Below are 16,699 nucleotides of genomic sequence, written 5' to 3'. Positions count from 1 at the left end.
GCGAGCGGCCGCGTACTTCCGTGGGAGGGCCGCCGGTTCAGCCCCGGGGCGGCCCCCGTTGTCGGCGGCGGCCCGTACCGTTGACGCATGGATCTTCGACTGCCCCGCGTGCGAGGGCTGCTACGGGGGCCGCGGCGGATGCTCTCCGCCGCGGCCGCCGTCGTCGTGCTCGCCGGCGCCGGGACGTGGACGGCCGTCGCCGGTGACGACCCGGCCCCGGTGCGCCGTGCCGACCGGGTCGTGGCGGTGGGCGACGGCGTGCGCCTGGACACCTCGTACTTCACGGCGGGCTCCGGCGGCCGCCGCCCGGCCGTCCTGCTCGCGCACGGCTTCGGCGGCAGCAAGGACGACGTACGGGAGCAGGCCGAGGACCTGGCGCGGGACGGGTACGCGGTCCTGACCTGGTCGGCGCGCGGCTTCGGGAAGTCCACGGGGAAGATCGGGCTGAACGCGCCCGACGGCGAGGTCGCCGACGTCTCCCGCCTGATCGACTGGCTCGCGGAGCAGCCCCAGGTTCGGCTCGACAAGGACGGCGACCCGCGCGTCGGCATCGCCGGCGGCTCCTACGGCGGCGCGGTGGCCCTGCTCGCCGCCGGGCACGACACCCGGGTGGACGCCGTCGCCCCGGCCATCACGTACTGGAACCTGGCGGACGCGCTCTTCCCGAACGGCGTCTTCAAGAAGCTGTGGGCGGGCATCTTCGTCAACTCCGGTGGCGGCTGCGACCGGTTCGAGGCGGACCTGTGCCGCATGTACCAACGGGTCGCCGAGTCCGGCACGCCCGACGCCGAGGCCGTCAAGCTCCTCGAAGCGCGCAGCCCGCAGGCGGTGGGCGCGCGCATCAAGGTGCCCACGCTGCTGACGCAGGGCCAGACCGACTCCCTCTTCCCGCTCGGCCAGGCCGACGCCGCGGCGAAGGCGATCCGGGCGAACGGCGCCCCGGTGGACGTCGACTGGATCGCGGGCGGCCACGACGGCGGCGACCTGGAGAACGACCGCGTCCAGGCACGCATCGACGCCTGGTTCGACCGCTACCTCAAGGACGACGAGGGCGCCGGCACCGGCCCGGCCTTCCGCGTCACCCGCACCGGAGGCGTCGACTCCACCGACGGACAGGCCCAGTTGCGCGGCGCGAGCGCCGACCGCTACCCGGGCCTGACGAACGGACAGCGCTCCGTGCCCCTGCGCGGCCGGGAGCAGAGCGTCGACAACCCCGCCGGGGCCAACCCGCCCGCCGTCTCCGCCCTCCCCGGCATCGGCGGTGCCGGCGGGCTCTCCCAGCTCTCCTCGCTCGGCCTCGGGGTCTCCCTGGACTTCCCCGGCCAGTACGCCGCGTTCGAGTCCGCCCCGGTCGGCGACGACCTGCGGATCACCGGATCCCCGACGGCCACCGTGCACGTCCGCTCCACCACCGAGGACGCCGTCCTGTTCGCCAAGGTGTACGACGTCGGCCCCGGCGGCACCTCGCCCGTGCTCCCGTCGCAGCTGGTGACCCCCGTCCGCGTCGAGGACGCCAAGGCGGGCAAGGACGTCACGGTCACCCTCCCGGCGATCGACCACGAGGTGGAGAAGGGCCACCGCCTCCGCCTGGTCCTCGCCTCCACGGACCTCGGCTACGCCTCCCCGGCCGCCCCGGCGACGTACACCGTCTCCCTCGAAGGCGACCTGAAGGTGCCGACCGCCCCCGGCGTGACGACCGCCGCCGCGCCCCTCCCCGCCTGGGTGTGGTGGCTGCCCCTGGCCGGTGCCGCCGTCGCCCTGGCCCTGCTGTGGACGGCCCGCCGCCGCACCGCCGCGCCCGCGCCCGACCCGGCGCTCGCCGACGTGCCCCTGCAGATCACCGGCCTGAGCAAGCGCTACGCCGGGTCCACCGAGCGGTACGCGGTGCGGGAGCTGTCCTTCCGCGTGGAGAAGGGCCAGGTCCTCGGCCTGCTCGGGCCCAACGGCGCGGGCAAGACGACGACTCTGCGGATGCTGATGGGCCTGATCAAGCCGGACGACGGCGAGGTCAGGGTCTTCGGCCACGCCATCCGGCCCGGTGCCCCGGTGCTGTCCCGGGTCGGCGCCTTCGTCGAGGGCGCGGGCTTCCTGCCGCACCTGTCCGGCCGGGAGAACCTGGAGCTGTACTGGCGGGCGACCGGCCGCCCGCCCGAGGACGCCCACCTCGACGAGGCCCTGGAGATCGCCGGGCTCGGCGACGCGCTGGCCCGCGCGGTGCGCACCTACTCCCAGGGCATGCGCCAGCGGCTCGCCATCGCCCAGGCCATGCTCGGCCTGCCCGACCTGCTCATCCTCGACGAGCCGACCAACGGCCTGGACCCGCCGCAGATCCGCGAGATGCGCGAGGTGATGATCCGCTACGCGGCCGCCGGGCGCACCGTCATCGTCTCCAGCCACCTGCTGGCCGAGGTCGAGCAGTCCTGCACCCACCTCGTGGTCATGGACCGGGGCCGACTCGTCCAGGCCGGCCCGGTCGCCGAGATCATCGGCTCCGGCGACACCCTCCTGGTCGGCACCGGCCTGCCCGTGGACGAACCGCTCGTGGACAAGGTCGCGGCCCTGCCGGACGTCGCCTCGGTCGTGCACACCGACGACGGGCTCCTGGTCCGCCTCGACCCCGGCGGCACCGCGCCCGGCCTGGTCGCCGAACTGGTCCGGCTGGAGATCCCCGTGGCGTCGGTCGGCCCGCACCGCCGCCTGGAGGACGCCTTCCTCACCCTGATCGGAGGTTCCGCATGAGCACGCCCACCAAGCCGGCGACGACCGGGCCCGCCCCCGAAGCGGCGTCCGCGTCGGAGTCCGCGTACGGCTACCGGGCGGGCCGCACGCTGCCGCTGCGGGTGGAGCTGGTGCGCCAGCTCAAGCGGCGCCGCACCCTGGTCATGGGCGCGATCCTCGCCGTCCTGCCGTTCGTCCTCGTCGTCGCCTTCGCGATCGGCGGCGAGCCGGAGGGACCCGGCGACCGCATCACCCTGATGGACACCGCCACCGCCTCCGGCGCCAACTTCGCCGCCGTCAACCTCTTCGTCTCGGCGGGCTTCCTGCTGGTCGTCCCGGTCGCCCTGTTCTGCGGGGACACCGTGGCCTCCGAGGCGAGCTGGTCCTCCCTGCGCTACCTGCTCGCCGCCCCGGTGCCGCGCGCCCGGCTGCTCGCGTCCAAGCTGGCCGTCGGGCTGGGGCTGAGCCTGGCCGCGATGGTGCTGCTGCCCCTGGTGGCGCTGGCCGTGGGCACGGTCGCCTACGGCTGGGGGCCGCTGGCCATCCCCACCGGCGGTTCGCTCGCCCCGGGCACGGCCGCCCAGCGCCTGGTGGTGGTCGTCGCGTACATCTTCGTGTCCCAGCTGGTCACCGCCGCGCTCGCGTTCTGGCTGTCGACCAGGACCGACGCCCCGCTGGGCGCGGTCGGCGGCGCCGTCGGCCTCACCATCGTCGGCAACGTCCTGGACGCCGTGACGGCGCTCGGCCACTGGCGCGACTTCCTGCCCGCGCACTGGCAGTTCGCCTGGGCGGACGCCGTCCAGCCGAACCCCGAGTGGTCGGGCATGATCCAGGGCACGGCCGTCTCGGTAACGTACGCGCTCGTGCTGTTCGCCCTGGCCTTCCGGGGTTTCGCCCGCAAGGACATCGTGTCCTAGGTCAACGGAGGATCACCCACCGGTCTCGGCCGGCCGCCCCCGTGCCCGCTTCGAGACACAGCCGTGACACCCCGTGCCGCACGTTTCGCCCCGCCGCCCCGTCACAGTCACGTACACCGGCGCCGAACAAGCACAGGGGGACGGACGATGAACCGGTACGGGATCCACGGGGAGCGGGGGCGGCGCGGCACGACCGCGCTGCTCGCGCTCACCCTGGCGGGCGGGCTGCTGCTCACCGGCTGCGGAGGGACGGACGACGCGTCGAACGGGGCGAAGGACACCGCGGCGGACTCCCGGGGCGGCTCGGGCCCGATGCCCGCCCCCGACCGCCCGCGCGGCGAGGGCGAGCAGCGCTACGACGGCGGCACCAGCAGCGGCGCGGCGGGCGAGAGCGGCGAGGGGGAGAAGAACGGCGACTCCCGCGAGATCGCGCCCGACCCCGACTACCTGTCCACCTTCGCCCTCGACGTCGACACCGCCTCCTACGGCTACGCCCGCCGCACCCTGTCCGAGGGCCGGCTGCCCGACCCGTCTACGGTCCGCCCCGAGGAGTTCGTCAACAGCTTCCGCCAGGACTACGAACGGCCCGACGGCGACGGCTTCTCGGTGACCGTGGACGGCGCCCGCACCGACGACGAGGACTGGTCGCTGGTCCGCGTCGGCTTGGCCACTCGCCCCGCCGAGCGGCAGAGCGAACGCCCGCCGGCCGCCCTGACCTTCGTCATCGACGTCTCCGGCTCCATGGCCGAGCCCGGTCGCCTCGACCTCGCCCAGGAGGCCCTCGGCACCATGACCGACAGGCTCCGGGACGAGGACTCCGTGGCGATCGTCACCTTCAGCGACGAGGCCGAGACCGTCCTGCCCATGACCCGGCTCGGCGACCGCCGCGGCCGCGTCCACGACGCGATCGACGGCCTGGAGCCCATGGAATCCACCAACCTCGGCGCGGGCGTGGAGACCGGCTACGAGACCGCCGTCGAGGGCCGCCGCGAGGGCGCCACCAACCGCGTCGTCCTCGTCTCCGACGCCCTCGCCAACACCGGTGACACCGACGCGGACACCATCCTCGAACGCGTCGCCACCGAGCGGCGCGAGCACGGCATCACCCTCTTCGGCGTCGGCGTCGGCAGCGACTACGGCGACGCCCTGATGGAACGCCTCGCCGACAAGGGCGACGGCCACACCACCTACGTCTCCACCACCGAGGACGCCCGCGAGGTCTTCTCCGAGCAGCTCCCGCGCCACATCGAGCTGACCGCGCGCGACGCCAAGGCCCAGGTCGCCTTCGACCCGGAGACCGTCGCCGAGTTCCGACTCGTCGGCTACGACAACCGCCAGGTCGCCGACGAGGACTTCCGCGACGACCGGGTGGACGGCGGCGAGGTCGGCCCCGGCCACACGGTCACCGCCCTGTACGCCGTCCGCACCAGGTCCGGCGCCGACGGCCACCTCGCCACGGCCACCGTCCGCTGGCTCGACCCCGACAGCCGCACCCCGCACGAGGAGTCCGGCGTCGTGGAGACCGACGCCCTCGACGACTCCGTCTGGGACGCGGACCGCGGACTGCGGGTCACGGCGACCGCGGCCTACTTCGCCGACGCGCTCCGCACCTCGGACGGCGGCTACGACCACGGCGACGACCACGGCGGCTCCCTGCCCGGGGCGCCCGGCCTCTCCGAACTGTCCGAGCGGGCCGACGGCCTGGCGGACCGCACGGAGGACGAGGACCTGCGCGACCTGGCCGAGGCGATCGAGGAGGCGAACCGGCTGGCCTGACCGGACGGGCCGCCCATTGACGTTTCCTTACGCGTGAGTAAGTTTACTCCGAAGTAAGTTCACAGGAGAGCACGCGACAGCGCATCAGTCCGATCCGCGACCGGGAGCCGTCATGGGCGTACGCAGGGACCTGAAACGGGCGAGAAGGCGCGGTGACCTGGCGTCCCGCACGAGGACCGAGACCCTCGCGGACGCGCACGGCACCGTCCGCGAGGCCCGCACCGCCGCCCTCGCGCCCCGCCCCGCCGAGGGCAGCACCGCCGACATCCCGTTCACCAACGCGGCCGAGGCCCCCGACGCGGTGGTCCTGCGCCGCGAGGTGGACGGGGCCTGGCGGCCCGTCACCGCGGCCGAGTTCGCCCGCGAGGTCACCGCCGTGGCCAAGGGGCTGATCGCGGCCGGCCTGGAACCCGGCGGGCGGGTCGCCGTCATGTCCCGCACCCGCTACGAGTGGACGGTCCTGGACTTCGCGATCTGGACGGCCGGCGGGCAGACCGTCCCCGTGTACGCCACCTCCTCGGCCGACCAGGTCGAGTGGATCGTCCGCGACTCCGGCGCCCGGTACGCCGTCACCGAGACCGCCGCGAACACGGCCACCGTGCTGACCGGCACGGCCGAACACCCCGAACACCCGCGGGTCTGGGAACTGGACGCCGGCGCCCTCGCCGACCTCACCGCCCTCGGCCGGGGCGTGGGCGACGACGAGGTCACCAAGCGCCGCACCGCCCTCACCCCGGACACGGTCGCCACCGTCTGCTACACCTCCGGCACCACCGGCCGCCCCAAGGGCTGCGTCCTCACCCACGCCAACCTGCACGCGGAGGCCGCCAACACGGTCGAGCTGCTGCACCCGATCTTCAAGGAGGTCACCGGCCAGACCGCCTCGACCCTCCTCTTCCTGCCGCTCGCCCACATCCTGGGCCGCACCATCCAGATCTCCTGCCTGCTGGCCCGTATCGAGATCGGCCACTTCCCGAGCATCAGGCCCGACGAGCTCCGCCCCGCGCTCAAGTCCTTCCGCCCGACCTTCCTGGTCGGCGTCCCGTACCTGTTCGAGAAGATCCACGACACCGGCCGGGCCACCGCGGAGAAGATCGGCCGCGGCGCCTCCTTCGAACGCGCCCACCGCCTCGCCGTCCGCTTCGGCGCCGCACACCTGGAACGCTTCCTGGGCCGCGGCAAGGGCCCCACCCTCGGCCTGTGGGCCGGCTGGGCCCTGTACGACCTGCTGGTCTACCGCCGGGTGCGCAAGGAACTCGGCGGCCGGATGCGCTACGCCATCAGCGGCGGCTCACCGCTGGAGAGCGACCTCAACCTGTTCTTCTACGCCGCCGGAATCATGATCTACGAGGGCTACGGCCTGACCGAGACCACCGCCGCCGCCACCATCGTCCCGCCGCTCGGCCCCCGCCCCGGCACCGTCGGCCCGCCGGTCCCCGGCACCGCCGTGCGCATCGCGGACGACGGCGAGGTGCTGGTCGAGGGCGGCATCGTCTTCGGCTCCTACCGGGGCAACCCGCAGGCCACCGAAGCGGCCCTCACCGACGGCTGGTTCGCCACCGGCGACCTCGGCTCCCTCGACGCCGACGGCTACCTCACCATCACCGGCCGCAAGAAGGACCTCCTGGTCACCTCCGGCGGCAAGAACGTCTCCCCGGCCGTCCTGGAGGACCGGCTGCGCAGCCGCCCGCCCGTCGCCCAGTGCCTGGTCGTCGGCGACAACCGCCCCTTCGTCGCCGCGCTGATCACCCTGGACCCGGAGGCCGTCGCCCACTGGCTGGCGGTACGCAAGCTGCCCGCCGACACGCCGATCTCCGAGCTGGTGCGCGACGAGGGGATGCGCGCCGACGTCCAGAAGGCCGTCGACCACGCCAACGCGGCCGTCTCCCGGGCCGAGTCGATACGCGCCTTCCGGCTGGTCGAGGGCGAGTTCACCGAGGAGAACGGGCTGCTGACCCCCTCCCTGAAGGTGAAGCGGCACGCGGCCGTCGCGGCGTACGCGGCCGAGATCGAGGCGCTGTACGCGACGCCGGGGCGCTGATCGGCGACCCGGTGCCCGGGCATGCGAAAGGGCGGGCCGCCGAAGTGCTCGGCAGCCCGCCCCGGGGTGATGTCAGCCCTTGCCGCCCTCGCCGTTGGAGGACAGGATCGAGACGTCCTCCAGCAGGTGGGCCAGCGCACCGTCGCGCTTGGCCTGCGTCGAGTTCTCGGCGCACTGCTGGTTCATGTCGTCGCCCAGGACGTTGAGATCCTGGATCGGCACGAGACCGATGACACTGACCGGGATGTCGCTGACCGCGATGCACGGCTTGTTGAACGAGCCCTGGATGAGAGCCATCTGCGGGCTCATGTTGCCCGTGGTCATCGAGTTGCCGAAGTACTGCGAGGCGCCGTTCCCGTTGGCGGAGACGGGCCCGCTGTCGTCGCCGATCGCCATCGCCTGCGGGGCCGCGGCAGCGGAGGCGCCCATGACGGAGGCGGCGATCGCCGCGTAGGCAACTACCTTCTTGATCACTGGCCAGTCCTTTCTGAGGAAACCCCGTCCACCGGAGCTCACTGGTCAACTCCGTGGGTCCGGCCGGGTTTCTCCCGTTCACTCCGTCGGCGGACAACGGGAAATGTGTACGGGTCGGCGTTTCCCCCCGGGATTCCGGGGATTTTTGCGGCGTTTTTGAGATCCCGTGCGGGCCAACCGGGTGAACGCCCGCAACCAATCATCGCGCACCGGGTTGATGAGGCCGTAGGACAGTGCGTCGCTACGACGAAAGGAACGCGAAGTGCTCAAGAAGGCAATGGTCGCCGCGGCGGCTGCCGCTTCTGTGATCGGCATGTCGGCTGCCGCCGCTCCCCAGGCCCTGGCCATCGGGGACGACAACGGGCCGGCCGTGGCCAACGGCAACGGCGCCGAGTCGGCGTTCGGCAACTCGGCCACCAAGGGCGACATGAGCCCCCAGCTGTCGCTGGTCGAGGGCACGCTGAACAAGCCGTGCCTCGGTGTCGAGGACGTCAACGTCGCCGTCATCAACCTCGTGCCGATCCAGGACGTCAACGTCCTGGCGGACGACCTGAACCAGCAGTGCGCGGACAACTCCACGCAGGCCAAGCGTGACGGCGCCCTGTCGCACGTCCTCGAGGACCTGTCGGTGCTGTCGGCGAACGGCGAGGGCCGCTGAGCCCAGCCCAGCCCGGTACGGGCGGCCCGCTGACTTCCGCGCGGGCCGCCCGGCCGTGAACGGGACGGGATTTCGCCGGGGAGCGGATCGACTTCGTCGCTCTCCTGGGGGAACGGCCGGACCGTGTCGTGAGGCATCCGAGTGAATTTCGGGGTGTCCCACGTTCGGTAGTTTCTCCGGCCGTCAATTCCTCGTTTGCAGGCTGCAGGTCATGGTGCGAGCCGTCAATGCTGTGCTCGCGCGGTTTCGGCCGTCATTCAGGCATGACCGCAGAGAAGGGAAAGTTCATGAAGAAGAGCGCTGCTGTCGTCGCGGGCGCGATCATGGCCCTCGGCATGGCCGCCCCGGCCTTCGCCGACGCCGGCGCCGAGGGTGCCGCCGTAGGCTCCCCGGGCGTCCTGTCCGGCAACGTCGTCCAGGTTCCCGTGCACGTTCCCGTCAACGTGTGCGGCAACAGCATCAACGTCGTTGGTCTGCTGAACCCGGCGTTCGGCAACAAGTGCGAGAACGACTGACGTCGTTCCGCACCGACCGGCTGCGTCACGGCCGGCCTTGGCCAACTCGTTTGGTTCGGGGCCGGCTTTTCCCCTATCTGCAGCCCGTCCCCCCGGAGCGTTCTCCGGCCGTCTCTCATCTCTCATCTCTCCAAGCAGGAAGACAACCAGAGTGCGACAGACCCTGAGCAGGGGGATGGTCGCGGCTGCCGCCGCGACGGGCATCCTTTCCCTGTGCGGCAGCCCCGCCCTTGCCGACTCGCATGCGGACGGGGCCGCCACGAACTCGCCGGGCGCCGTGTCCGGCAACGCCCTCCAGGTCCCCGTCGACGTGCCCGTGAACGCCTGCGGCAACACCGTCGACGTGATCGCCGCCCTGAACCCGGCCTTCGGCAACGAGTGCGAGAACACCTCGGACGAGCAGCCCGACGGCAACGGCCACGGCGGAGGGTACGGCGAGGACACCTCGTCCTCGACCTCGTCCTCGTCCTCGTCGTCCGGCGGGTCCCACGCGGACGGCACGACCGTGGGCTCGCCCGGCGTCGGTTCCGGCAACAACACGCAGGTCCCGGTCGACGTGCCGGTCAACCTCTGCGGCAACACCGTCGACGTGATCGCCGCGCTGAACCCGGTCTTCGGCAACAAGTGCGAGAACGAGGCGGAGGAGCCCCCCGGCTACGGCGAGGAGGAGCCGCCGCCCCCGACCACGCCGCCCGGCTACGGCGAGGAGGAGCCCCCGCCGCCCACCCACGAGGAGCCGCCGCCGCCCTCCGGCGAGGAGGAGCCCCCGCCGCCGTCCGAGGAGGAGCACACCCCGCCCGCTCCCCAGACGGAGCAGCCGCCCGTCCTGGCCGAGACCGGCAGCGAGGGCACGCTGGGCGCCGCGGCCGCCGGTGCCGTACTGATCGCGGGCGGAGCGATCCTCTACCGCAGGGGACGGGCCCTCTCGGGCCGCTGAGCCCACCCCCGCTCGTCCCGTCGCCCCCGGCGGCCCTCCCACGGGCCGCCGGGGGCGACGTGCTGTCCGCCGCCGCGCCCGGGTGCCTCAGTGGCGGCCGGCCCGGTCCTCCTCCGGGCGGTCGGAGACACCGGTGCGGTCCGCGGCGGGGGCGGAGCCCTGGCGTACGACGCGGGCGCGGGCCGGGGCCGCGGCGTCCGGCCGGGCGCCGCGCCCGCGGAGCGCGCGGTCTTGCAGCCGGGCGCCCACATGGCGGCCCCACAGCGCCCACAGCGCCCGTCCCGGCGCCCGGTCGTCCCGGGCGTGCCAGGCCAGTTCGCGCCCGCCGCGTTCCCCGCGCGCCGGACGCAGGGCGCTCAGCGGCGCGTAGTTCTCCACCACGAACACCCGCCCCGGTCGCGGCGCCCCCGCCGGCAGCGGGCGGTGGGTCAGGTCCAGGTGCAGGGCCCGTACGACGTCCAGTCCCGCGGTGTCGGCGAACAGCCGGAACTGGGCACCGGGGCGCGGGTTGAAGTCGAGCAGGTGGTAGCGGCCCGTCGTGCCGCAGCGACGGAAGTCGAGGTCGAAGACGCCCCGGTAGCCCAGCTCCGCGGTGACCCGCTCGGCGAGCGCCTGCACCCGCGGGTTCGGCGTCCAGCGGCCCACTGCCGTCAGACCGGCGCCGCGCGGTCTGGCCCGTGTCTTGCGGCCGGGACCGCCCGCCCGGACCGCGCCCGAGCGGTCGGCGTAGCCGTGGAAGAACCAGTCCCGGTCGGCGCCCGGCGGCAGGAACGCCTGGAGCAGCAGCCGGCTGCCCGCCTCCTCGGCCCGCCGGTACAGCTCTCCGGCCTCCCGCGCCGAACGCACCAGCACCGTGCTGCGCAGCCCGCCGCCCGGCGGCACCAGCCAGGGCCGGCTCCACTTCGCCACCACCGGCAGGCCCAGCCGCCACGCCGCCCGCGCCGCCTCCGCCGCGCCGTCGGGGACCAGGGTCTCGGGGTGCGGGACGTCCAGGGACGCGCACACGGCGGCCAGCTCGGCCTTGTCGGCCACGCGTGCGGGCAGGTCCCCCGGCTGGTCGGGCAGCAGGTACGCGGGCGCCAGTTCGGTCCGCGCCCGGGCCACCGCGACGGCACACGCGTCGTCCATCGGGATCAGCACGGCGGGCCGCGCGATCCTCGCGGCGACACGGCGCAGGGCCGCCGCGATGTCCTCCGGCGACGCACCGGGCGGCGGCGGAGTGTGCAGCCCGGTCACGTACCGGGAGGCGCGGACGGGGCTGTGCGCGCAGTCGGCGACCACGTGCACGTCCACCCCCGCACGGCCGAGCGAACGCACCGCGCCCAGCGTGCCGTGGTGAAAGGGGTTCCGGTCGGTCCGCAGCAGAACGGCGGGGACACGGGTGTCGAACAGCGACACGGGAGACTTCCTTCGTCTTCGGACCGGTTCTCGGACCGGTTCACCGGTGCGGGCGATCGGCGCACTCGAAAGCCGTAACGGCGGTGGCGTGATGGTCATTCATATGACTGGGTGTCAGTAAGCAAGCGCAATTCACGGCGAGGAAAGGAGCCGGCATGCCCGTACGGCAGTCACGGAAGCGGTCCAGGCGGCCGGCAGGCGTCGCGGCGGCGGTCGCGGCGGCGGCGCTGGTGGCCGCGGCGGGCTCCACGGCCGCCGCCGAACCGACCCCGCCTAAACCCGCACCCGCACCCGCACCCGCGGCCCCGGCACCCGGACCCGCGGCGCCGGCACCCGGACCCGCGGCCCCGGCGCACGGAGCTCCGGCGAAGACACCCGCCTTCGGCGCCTACCTCGACTACGGCCCCCGCGGCGTGGCCCGGATGGCCGCGCTGAGCCACTGGCTGGGCGGCGCCGAACTCCGCGTCGGCCACACCTACCTGCCCGGCGACCGCTGGAGCAACATCGAGGGCGCCCCCGGCTTCCTCGACGTGTGGGCCGACTGGCGCACCCGCAAGGCCGACCGGATGCTCGTCCTCAACGTGCCCATGATGGAGCGCAACGAGGAGCACGTCGACGACGACGAAGTGCGCGACCTGCTGCGCCAGGGCGCCGCCGGACGCTTCGACCACCACTTCCGCGCCCTCGCCGAACGCCTGGTCGCACTCAAGGTCCCGGATACGGTCCTGGTGCTGGGCTGGGAGATGAACGGCACCACCTACACCCACCGCTGCGGGCCGGACCCCGAGGCGTGGAAGACGTACTGGAACCGGATCGTCACCACCATGCGCGCGGTGCCCGGCCAGAAGTTCCGGTTCGACTTCGCGCCGAGCCGCGGTCGCGACGCCGTGCCCTGGACGCAGTGCTACCCCGGCGACGCCACCGTCGACATCGTCGGCATGGACTCCTACGACCAGCCGCGCGGCATGTCGTTCGACGAACAGGTGAAGGAGCCGTACGGGCTCCAGGCGCACGTGGACTTCGCGAAGGCGCACAACAAGCCCGTCTCCTACCCGGAATGGGGGCTGTTCCGCAACGGCGACAACGCCGCCTACATGCGGCGCATGCTCGCCTGGATGGACGAGCACAAGCCGGTGTACAACACGGTCACCGACTACTGCCCGCACGGAGTGTGGCAGTGCGACGACAATCCACGGTCCACGGCCGTCTACCGGTCCGTGCTCTTCGGCCGCACCGACGAGACCGAGCCGACGGTCCCCACGCCCCAGGAGACCACCCCGCCCACCGCGCCGCCCGTGCCCCCGGCGCCGTCCACCGCGCCCGAGCCCCCGGCGGGCTGCTCGCCGCTGGAGCTGGGCGACTGGGTCGAGTACTGGCTCGGCGGGAAGCTGTGCATGCGCCTCGACTGGTACGCGCGCGACAAGTAGCGGCGCACGGAGGAAGCCACGGAGTGCGCCACGGTGGCGGCGGGCCCGGTCAGGTGCCGCCACCGTCGTGCTCCTTCCGCTCCGCCCGCCGCCGCAGCAGCTCCTTGCCCCGCCGTCGTGCGGCGGCGTCGGCCAGGACCGCCGCCAGCAGCGGGGCGGTGCGGCGGCGGGCCAGCAGCAGCCGCTGGTTCGGCACCCGCTCCGGGCGCCAGTGGTGCTTGTACGGCTCGTCGCCCCGCAGCAGGCTCAGCGTGCCGCGCCCCGGGGCACGGGCGTACTCGGCGCACGCGTCCAGCAGCATCACCGCCACGTCCGCCCTGCGCTCCCGCAGCCGGGGATGCGCGCCGTACAGATAGCCCCCGGCCAGCCGGCGGGACAGCAGCGTCACGTCCACGGCCACCACCTCGTCGGCCATCCGGAACTCGGTGACCACCGCGTCCCCGGTACGCACCATCGGTGCCACCGCCCGCACCAGGTGCTCGCGGAAGCGGGGCCGCAGGTGCTCGCCGGTCACCTTCCGGCCCCGCCACTGCAACCGGTGCAGTTCGAGGAGGCGCCGCACCGCCGCGTCCGCCTCGTCGGGCAGGACGGGCCTGCTCTTGACACCGAGCGCGTCCAGCCGGCGCAGCTGGGCACGCACCCGCTGCCTGGCCTTGGCCGAGGACAGCCGGTCGACCAGCCCCTCCATCGGGAGGGCGGGCAGTTCCAGGCAGAGCGAGTCCGCGAGCCGGTAACGGGGCCCGCGCCAGCGTGCGTAGACCCGTTCGGCGGCAGCGCCCGGCCGTACCTCGCGCAGGTCGACCGGCGCGGTGCGGGCCAGCGCGGCGAGGCCCGCGGTCAGCGCGGTCTCCGCGTCCGGGCCACGCTCGTCGTCCAGCAGCACGTCCCCGTAGTCCGAGATCGCCCCGCCCAGCGGCACCAGCGCCGGAACCGGGCTCCGTACGCTCATCAGCGGCGCGGCGGCGACCAGTTCGCGGCCCTCGCGGGCCAGCACCAGCCGCAGTCGGCCGGCCGAGCCGTACGAGCGCCACCAGGAGAGCAGCCAGGCGTGGCTCTGGAACGGGGTCGCGGCGGCGCACCGGCCGTACAGCCGCCGCCACTGCGGGGCCAGCGCGGCGAAGGCGTCCTCGTCGGTGACCAGTTCGACGGTGTGGCCGGGCGGGAGTGTCCCCGGGTGCGGCGGTCCCGGGAACGCCGGGTACGCCGGGTACGTCACAGCTGTCCGCGGACGTCGGCCGCCGACGCCGGTCCGGGTACGGCCGCCGCCGCATGGCCTGGCTGCCGTGCGGTGCGGCGCGGCCGGACCAGCAGGGCGAGGCCGCCGAGGAGTCCGCCCGCGCTCGCGCCCACCAGGCCCGTCACCGGGGCGGACGCCGAGGACGCCTCGGTGGGCTCGGTGGCGCGGGCGAACTGCCGCAGCTCCACATGGGTGTCGTCGGCGGAAGCCGCCGCGTGCCGGGTCAGGGCGCGGGCGACGGCGTTGGCCATGTCGGCGGCCTCTTCCGGGTCGGCGGAGGTGGCCGTCACCGAGACCATCGGCGCGTCCGGCGAGGTCGCGGTGCGCACGCTCCGCTCCAGCGTCGCCACCGGCACGTGGGCCCACATCTGCGCGTCCCCGAGCACCGCGAGCTGGGTGGCGACCCGGCCGTAGGCCTGCGCGAAGCCCAGCGCGGACGCCGGGTCGGAGGCGTCGGCGGGGACGGCGACGACGTAACTCGTCGCCGTGTACTGCGGGGTGGCGACCAGGCCGTACCCGGCGCCGAGCAGCCCACCGACCAGGACGCCCGCCGCGAGCGGGGACCAGGGCGGCAGGGAGCGCAGGCGGTGCGGGAGGTGGCGCAGGGCGGCCCGGACGCGGTGCCGCCGTGCGGGGGGTGGAGGCTCGTCGTCCGTCGCGGGCGCGGCCGGGGACTGGGTGAGGGGCTCGGTCATGCGGAACTGACTCCCTGGGATGCCGGGGACGGGGACGGGGGCGAGGACGGGGGCAGCGGTCGGGTGAGGGCGGTCGCGTACACGTCCATCAGCCGGGCCGCGCTGCGGGTGACGCAGTAGTGGCGGGCCGCTTCCGGGGCGGTGCGCGTGCCGGGGACCGGACCGTGGGACGCGCGGGCCTCGGCGAGGGCGTGCGCGAACTCCTCCGCGCCGCCGACCACGCGCCGGGCCGTGGGCGCGGACCCGGAGGGCAGGTCCTCGATCGCCGGGCAGGAGGCGTACAGCACCGGCAGCCCCGACGCGAGCCCCTCCACGGCGGCCAGCCCGAAGGCCTCCTCCGGCGACGGCGACGCGAGGACGTCCATCGCGGCGGCCAGCGCGGGCAGGTCGGGGCCGGGGGAGCCGTCGGGCAGGTAGGGCCGTTCGCCGGTGAGCAGGACGCGGTCGGCGACCCCGGCCTCGCGGGCGGTGCGGCGCAGCAGGTGCTCCTGGGGGCCGCCGCCGACCAGCAGCAGCCAGCAGTCGGGCGGCAGCAGGGCCAGCGCCCGGACCAGGACGTCGAAGCGTTTGGCCGCCGTCAGCCGCCCGATGCCGCCCACGACGTACGCGCCCTCGGGCAGGCCGAGGCGGCGCCGGGTGCGCAGCCGCTGGACCGGGTCGAAGCGGAAGCGGGCCAGGTCGATGCCGTTGGGCACCACCTCGATGCGGGGCGCGGGCACGCCCCAGCGCCGCAGCCGGTCGGCGACGGTGGGGGAGACGGCGACCGTGGCGCTGCCCAGGCGCTCCCCGGCCAGGTACAGGGCGCGGACGCCCGGGGTGAGCGGACGGCCCTCCATCTGCGAGTCGCCCAGGGAGTGTTCGGTGGCGACGACCGCGCGCACCCCGGCCAGGCGGGCGGCCAGGCGGCCGTAGAGGCAGGCGCGGTAGAGGTGGGTGTGCACGAGGTCGTAGCCGCCGGTGCGGATGAGGCGGGCCAGGCGGGGCAGTGCGGCCAGGTCGCGGTTGCCGGTCATGCCGAGGTGGACGACGTTCACGCCGTCGGCCAGCAGCCCCTCGGCGACCGGGCCCGGGTTGGTGAGCGTCACCACGTCGCAGTCGACCGGGAGGTGACGCAGGATCAGTCGCAGCTGCTGCTCGGCGCCGCCGACGCCGAGACCGGTGATGATGTGCAGGGCCTTCACGTCGGTCACCTCACACTCCCGCCGCGGCCCGGCGGCGCAGGCGGTGCAGCCGCGTCTTCAGGAGCAGCCGTACGGCGGTGTCCCGCTGCCCCACGTGCACGCGCGGCAGGGCGTACGGGCCGGTCAGCGGGCCGGGGTCGATGGCGCAGGCATAGGTGTAGCCGGCGGCGCGCACGGCGTCGGCGGCACGGGCGTCGACCGTGCCGTACGGGTAGCAGAAGCCGGTGACCGGAGCACCGGTCAACTCCGAGAGCAGCGCCCTGCTCTCGGCGGTCTCGGCGCGCAGCGCGGCGTCGTCGGCGCTGGTCAGGTCGGTGTGCGTGAGACCGTGCGAGCCGATCTCGACGCCTGCGGCGGCGGCGCGCCGGATGCCGTCGGCGGTCAGCAGCGGCTTGCGCGGGCCCAGCGGGTCCCAGGCGTTGTCGCCGCCGAGCCGTCCCGGCAGCACGAACAGGGTCGCCCCGCAGCCCCAGCGGCGCAGGCACGGCAACGCCTGCTCGACGAAGTCGGCGTACCCGTCGTCGAAGGTCAGCCCCACCAGGTCCCGGCCGCCGCCCCGGGCGCGCTCGGCCAGCAGCTCGGCGACCGGCACGCCGCGCAGCCCGCGCCGCCGCAGCCAGCCCAGCTGCGCGTCCAGCCGGTCGGGCGTGACCGTGATGCGGTACGGGTCGTCCGAGCAGTCGCCGACGGAGTGGTACATGGCGACCCAGGGGACCGTGCCGGGG

14 protein-coding genes are annotated in these 16,699 nt (G+C 74.4%); 8 read left to right on the top strand and 6 right to left on the bottom strand.

The window, feature by feature from the left end; all coding sequences use genetic code 11:
- Positions 1-87: 87 nt before the first annotated feature.
- The 4 genes from IE258_RS10515 to IE258_RS10500 all read left to right on the top strand — a co-directional run bounded on the left by IE258_RS10515 (position 88) and on the right by IE258_RS10500 (position 7,452).
- Positions 88-2,739: a CocE/NonD family hydrolase gene (locus IE258_RS10515; protein ID WP_189741978.1), complete on the top strand. Its 2,652-nt coding sequence runs from the start codon at positions 88-90 to the stop codon at positions 2,737-2,739.
- Positions 2,736-3,635: an ABC transporter permease gene (locus tag IE258_RS10510; RefSeq protein ID WP_189741975.1), complete on the top strand. Its 900-nt coding sequence runs from the start codon at positions 2,736-2,738 to the stop codon at positions 3,633-3,635. Before IE258_RS10515 ends, IE258_RS10510 begins: the two co-directional genes overlap by 4 nt.
- A gap of 147 nt (positions 3,636-3,782) precedes the next feature.
- Complete coding sequence (locus IE258_RS10505; protein ID WP_189741972.1) at positions 3,783-5,411, top strand: vWA domain-containing protein; 1,629 nt, start codon at positions 3,783-3,785, stop codon at positions 5,409-5,411.
- Between the two features lie 112 nt (positions 5,412-5,523).
- Positions 5,524-7,452 (top strand): AMP-dependent synthetase/ligase, encoded by a 1,929-nt coding sequence (locus IE258_RS10500; protein WP_189741969.1) that lies wholly within the window; start codon positions 5,524-5,526, stop codon positions 7,450-7,452.
- A 72-nt stretch (positions 7,453-7,524) separates the two neighbouring features.
- Here IE258_RS10500 and rdlB read toward each other — a convergent pair whose 3' ends face one another.
- On the bottom strand, positions 7,525-7,926 hold the full coding sequence (gene rdlB / locus IE258_RS10495) for a rodlin RdlB (protein ID WP_003976081.1): 402 nt from the start codon (positions 7,924-7,926) through the stop codon (positions 7,525-7,527).
- 262 nt (positions 7,927-8,188) lie between these two features.
- On the opposite strand from rdlB, the gene rdlA reads away from it, so the two are divergent.
- From rdlA to chpA, 3 genes are all read left to right on the top strand, one after another.
- Positions 8,189-8,584 carry a rodlin RdlA gene (rdlA, locus tag IE258_RS10490; RefSeq protein WP_030179702.1) on the top strand — a complete coding sequence of 132 codons (396 nt, stop codon included), beginning with the start codon at positions 8,189-8,191 and terminating at the stop codon, positions 8,582-8,584.
- Positions 8,585-8,871: 287 nt separating this feature from the next.
- Positions 8,872-9,099: a chaplin ChpD gene (chpD, locus tag IE258_RS10485; protein WP_059300460.1), complete on the top strand. Its 228-nt coding sequence runs from the start codon at positions 8,872-8,874 to the stop codon at positions 9,097-9,099.
- Between the two features lie 151 nt (positions 9,100-9,250).
- Positions 9,251-10,036, top strand: a complete 786-nt coding sequence (chpA, locus tag IE258_RS10480) for an LAXTG-anchored chaplin ChpA (RefSeq protein ID WP_268256318.1) — start codon at positions 9,251-9,253, stop codon at positions 10,034-10,036.
- Positions 10,037-10,123: 87 nt separating this feature from the next.
- Here chpA and IE258_RS10475 read toward each other — a convergent pair whose 3' ends face one another.
- Positions 10,124-11,434 carry a carboxylate--amine ligase gene (locus IE258_RS10475; protein WP_189741966.1) on the bottom strand — a complete coding sequence of 437 codons (1,311 nt, stop codon included), beginning with the start codon at positions 11,432-11,434 and terminating at the stop codon, positions 10,124-10,126.
- Between the two features lie 155 nt (positions 11,435-11,589).
- On the opposite strand from IE258_RS10475, the gene IE258_RS10470 reads away from it, so the two are divergent.
- Entirely contained in the window at positions 11,590-12,861 is a 1,272-nt protein-coding gene (locus IE258_RS10470; RefSeq protein ID WP_189741963.1) for a glycoside hydrolase family 26 protein, read from the top strand.
- A gap of 49 nt (positions 12,862-12,910) precedes the next feature.
- Here IE258_RS10470 and IE258_RS10465 read toward each other — a convergent pair whose 3' ends face one another.
- From IE258_RS10465 to IE258_RS10450, 4 genes are all read right to left on the bottom strand, one after another.
- A complete protein-coding gene (locus IE258_RS10465) occupies positions 12,911-14,002 on the bottom strand; it encodes a GNAT family N-acetyltransferase (protein ID WP_229892068.1) in 1,092 nt (363 codons plus the stop codon).
- 71 nt (positions 14,003-14,073) lie between these two features.
- The gene (locus IE258_RS10460; protein WP_229892018.1) at positions 14,074-14,793 is read right to left on the bottom strand and encodes a YveK family protein; all 720 of its coding nucleotides are present in this window, start codon (positions 14,791-14,793) and stop codon (positions 14,074-14,076) included.
- Positions 14,790-15,974 carry a glycosyltransferase family 4 protein gene (locus IE258_RS10455; protein ID WP_189742643.1) on the bottom strand — a complete coding sequence of 395 codons (1,185 nt, stop codon included), beginning with the start codon at positions 15,972-15,974 and terminating at the stop codon, positions 14,790-14,792. The genes IE258_RS10460 and IE258_RS10455 overlap by 4 nt, the downstream gene beginning before the upstream one ends.
- Positions 15,975-15,984: 10 nt before the next feature.
- Positions 15,985-16,674, bottom strand: coding sequence for a polysaccharide deacetylase family protein (locus tag IE258_RS10450; RefSeq protein ID WP_189742639.1), 690 nt, complete (start codon positions 16,672-16,674; stop codon positions 15,985-15,987).
- Positions 16,675-16,699 lie beyond the last annotated feature (25 nt).

The sequence above is a fragment of the Streptomyces tendae genome (assembly GCF_014650435.1).
Lineage (GTDB): Bacteria > Actinomycetota > Actinomycetes > Streptomycetales > Streptomycetaceae > Streptomyces > Streptomyces tendae.
Note: the sequence above shows the minus strand (reverse complement) of the source record. Positions and strands in the feature narration are given on the sequence as shown.

Bases quoted from the DNA above. Each gene is read 5' to 3' on its own strand.
- IE258_RS10515 (WP_189741978.1), top strand. From the start codon at position 88: ATGGATCTTCGACTGCCCCGCGTGCGAGGGCTGCTACGGGGGCCGCGG.
- IE258_RS10510 (WP_189741975.1), top strand. From the start codon at position 2,736: ATGAGCACGCCCACCAAGCCGGCGACGACCGGGCCCGCCCCCGAAGCG.
- IE258_RS10505 (WP_189741972.1), top strand. From the start codon at position 3,783: ATGAACCGGTACGGGATCCACGGGGAGCGGGGGCGGCGCGGCACGACC.
- IE258_RS10500 (WP_189741969.1), top strand. From the start codon at position 5,524: ATGGGCGTACGCAGGGACCTGAAACGGGCGAGAAGGCGCGGTGACCTG.
- chpD (WP_059300460.1), top strand. From the start codon at position 8,872: ATGAAGAAGAGCGCTGCTGTCGTCGCGGGCGCGATCATGGCCCTCGGC.
- IE258_RS10470 (WP_189741963.1), top strand. From the start codon at position 11,590: ATGCCCGTACGGCAGTCACGGAAGCGGTCCAGGCGGCCGGCAGGCGTC.
- IE258_RS10460 (WP_229892018.1), bottom strand. From the start codon at position 14,793: ATGACCGAGCCCCTCACCCAGTCCCCGGCCGCGCCCGCGACGGACGAC.
- IE258_RS10450 (WP_189742639.1), bottom strand. From the start codon at position 16,674: ATGTACCACTCCGTCGGCGACTGCTCGGACGACCCGTACCGCATCACG.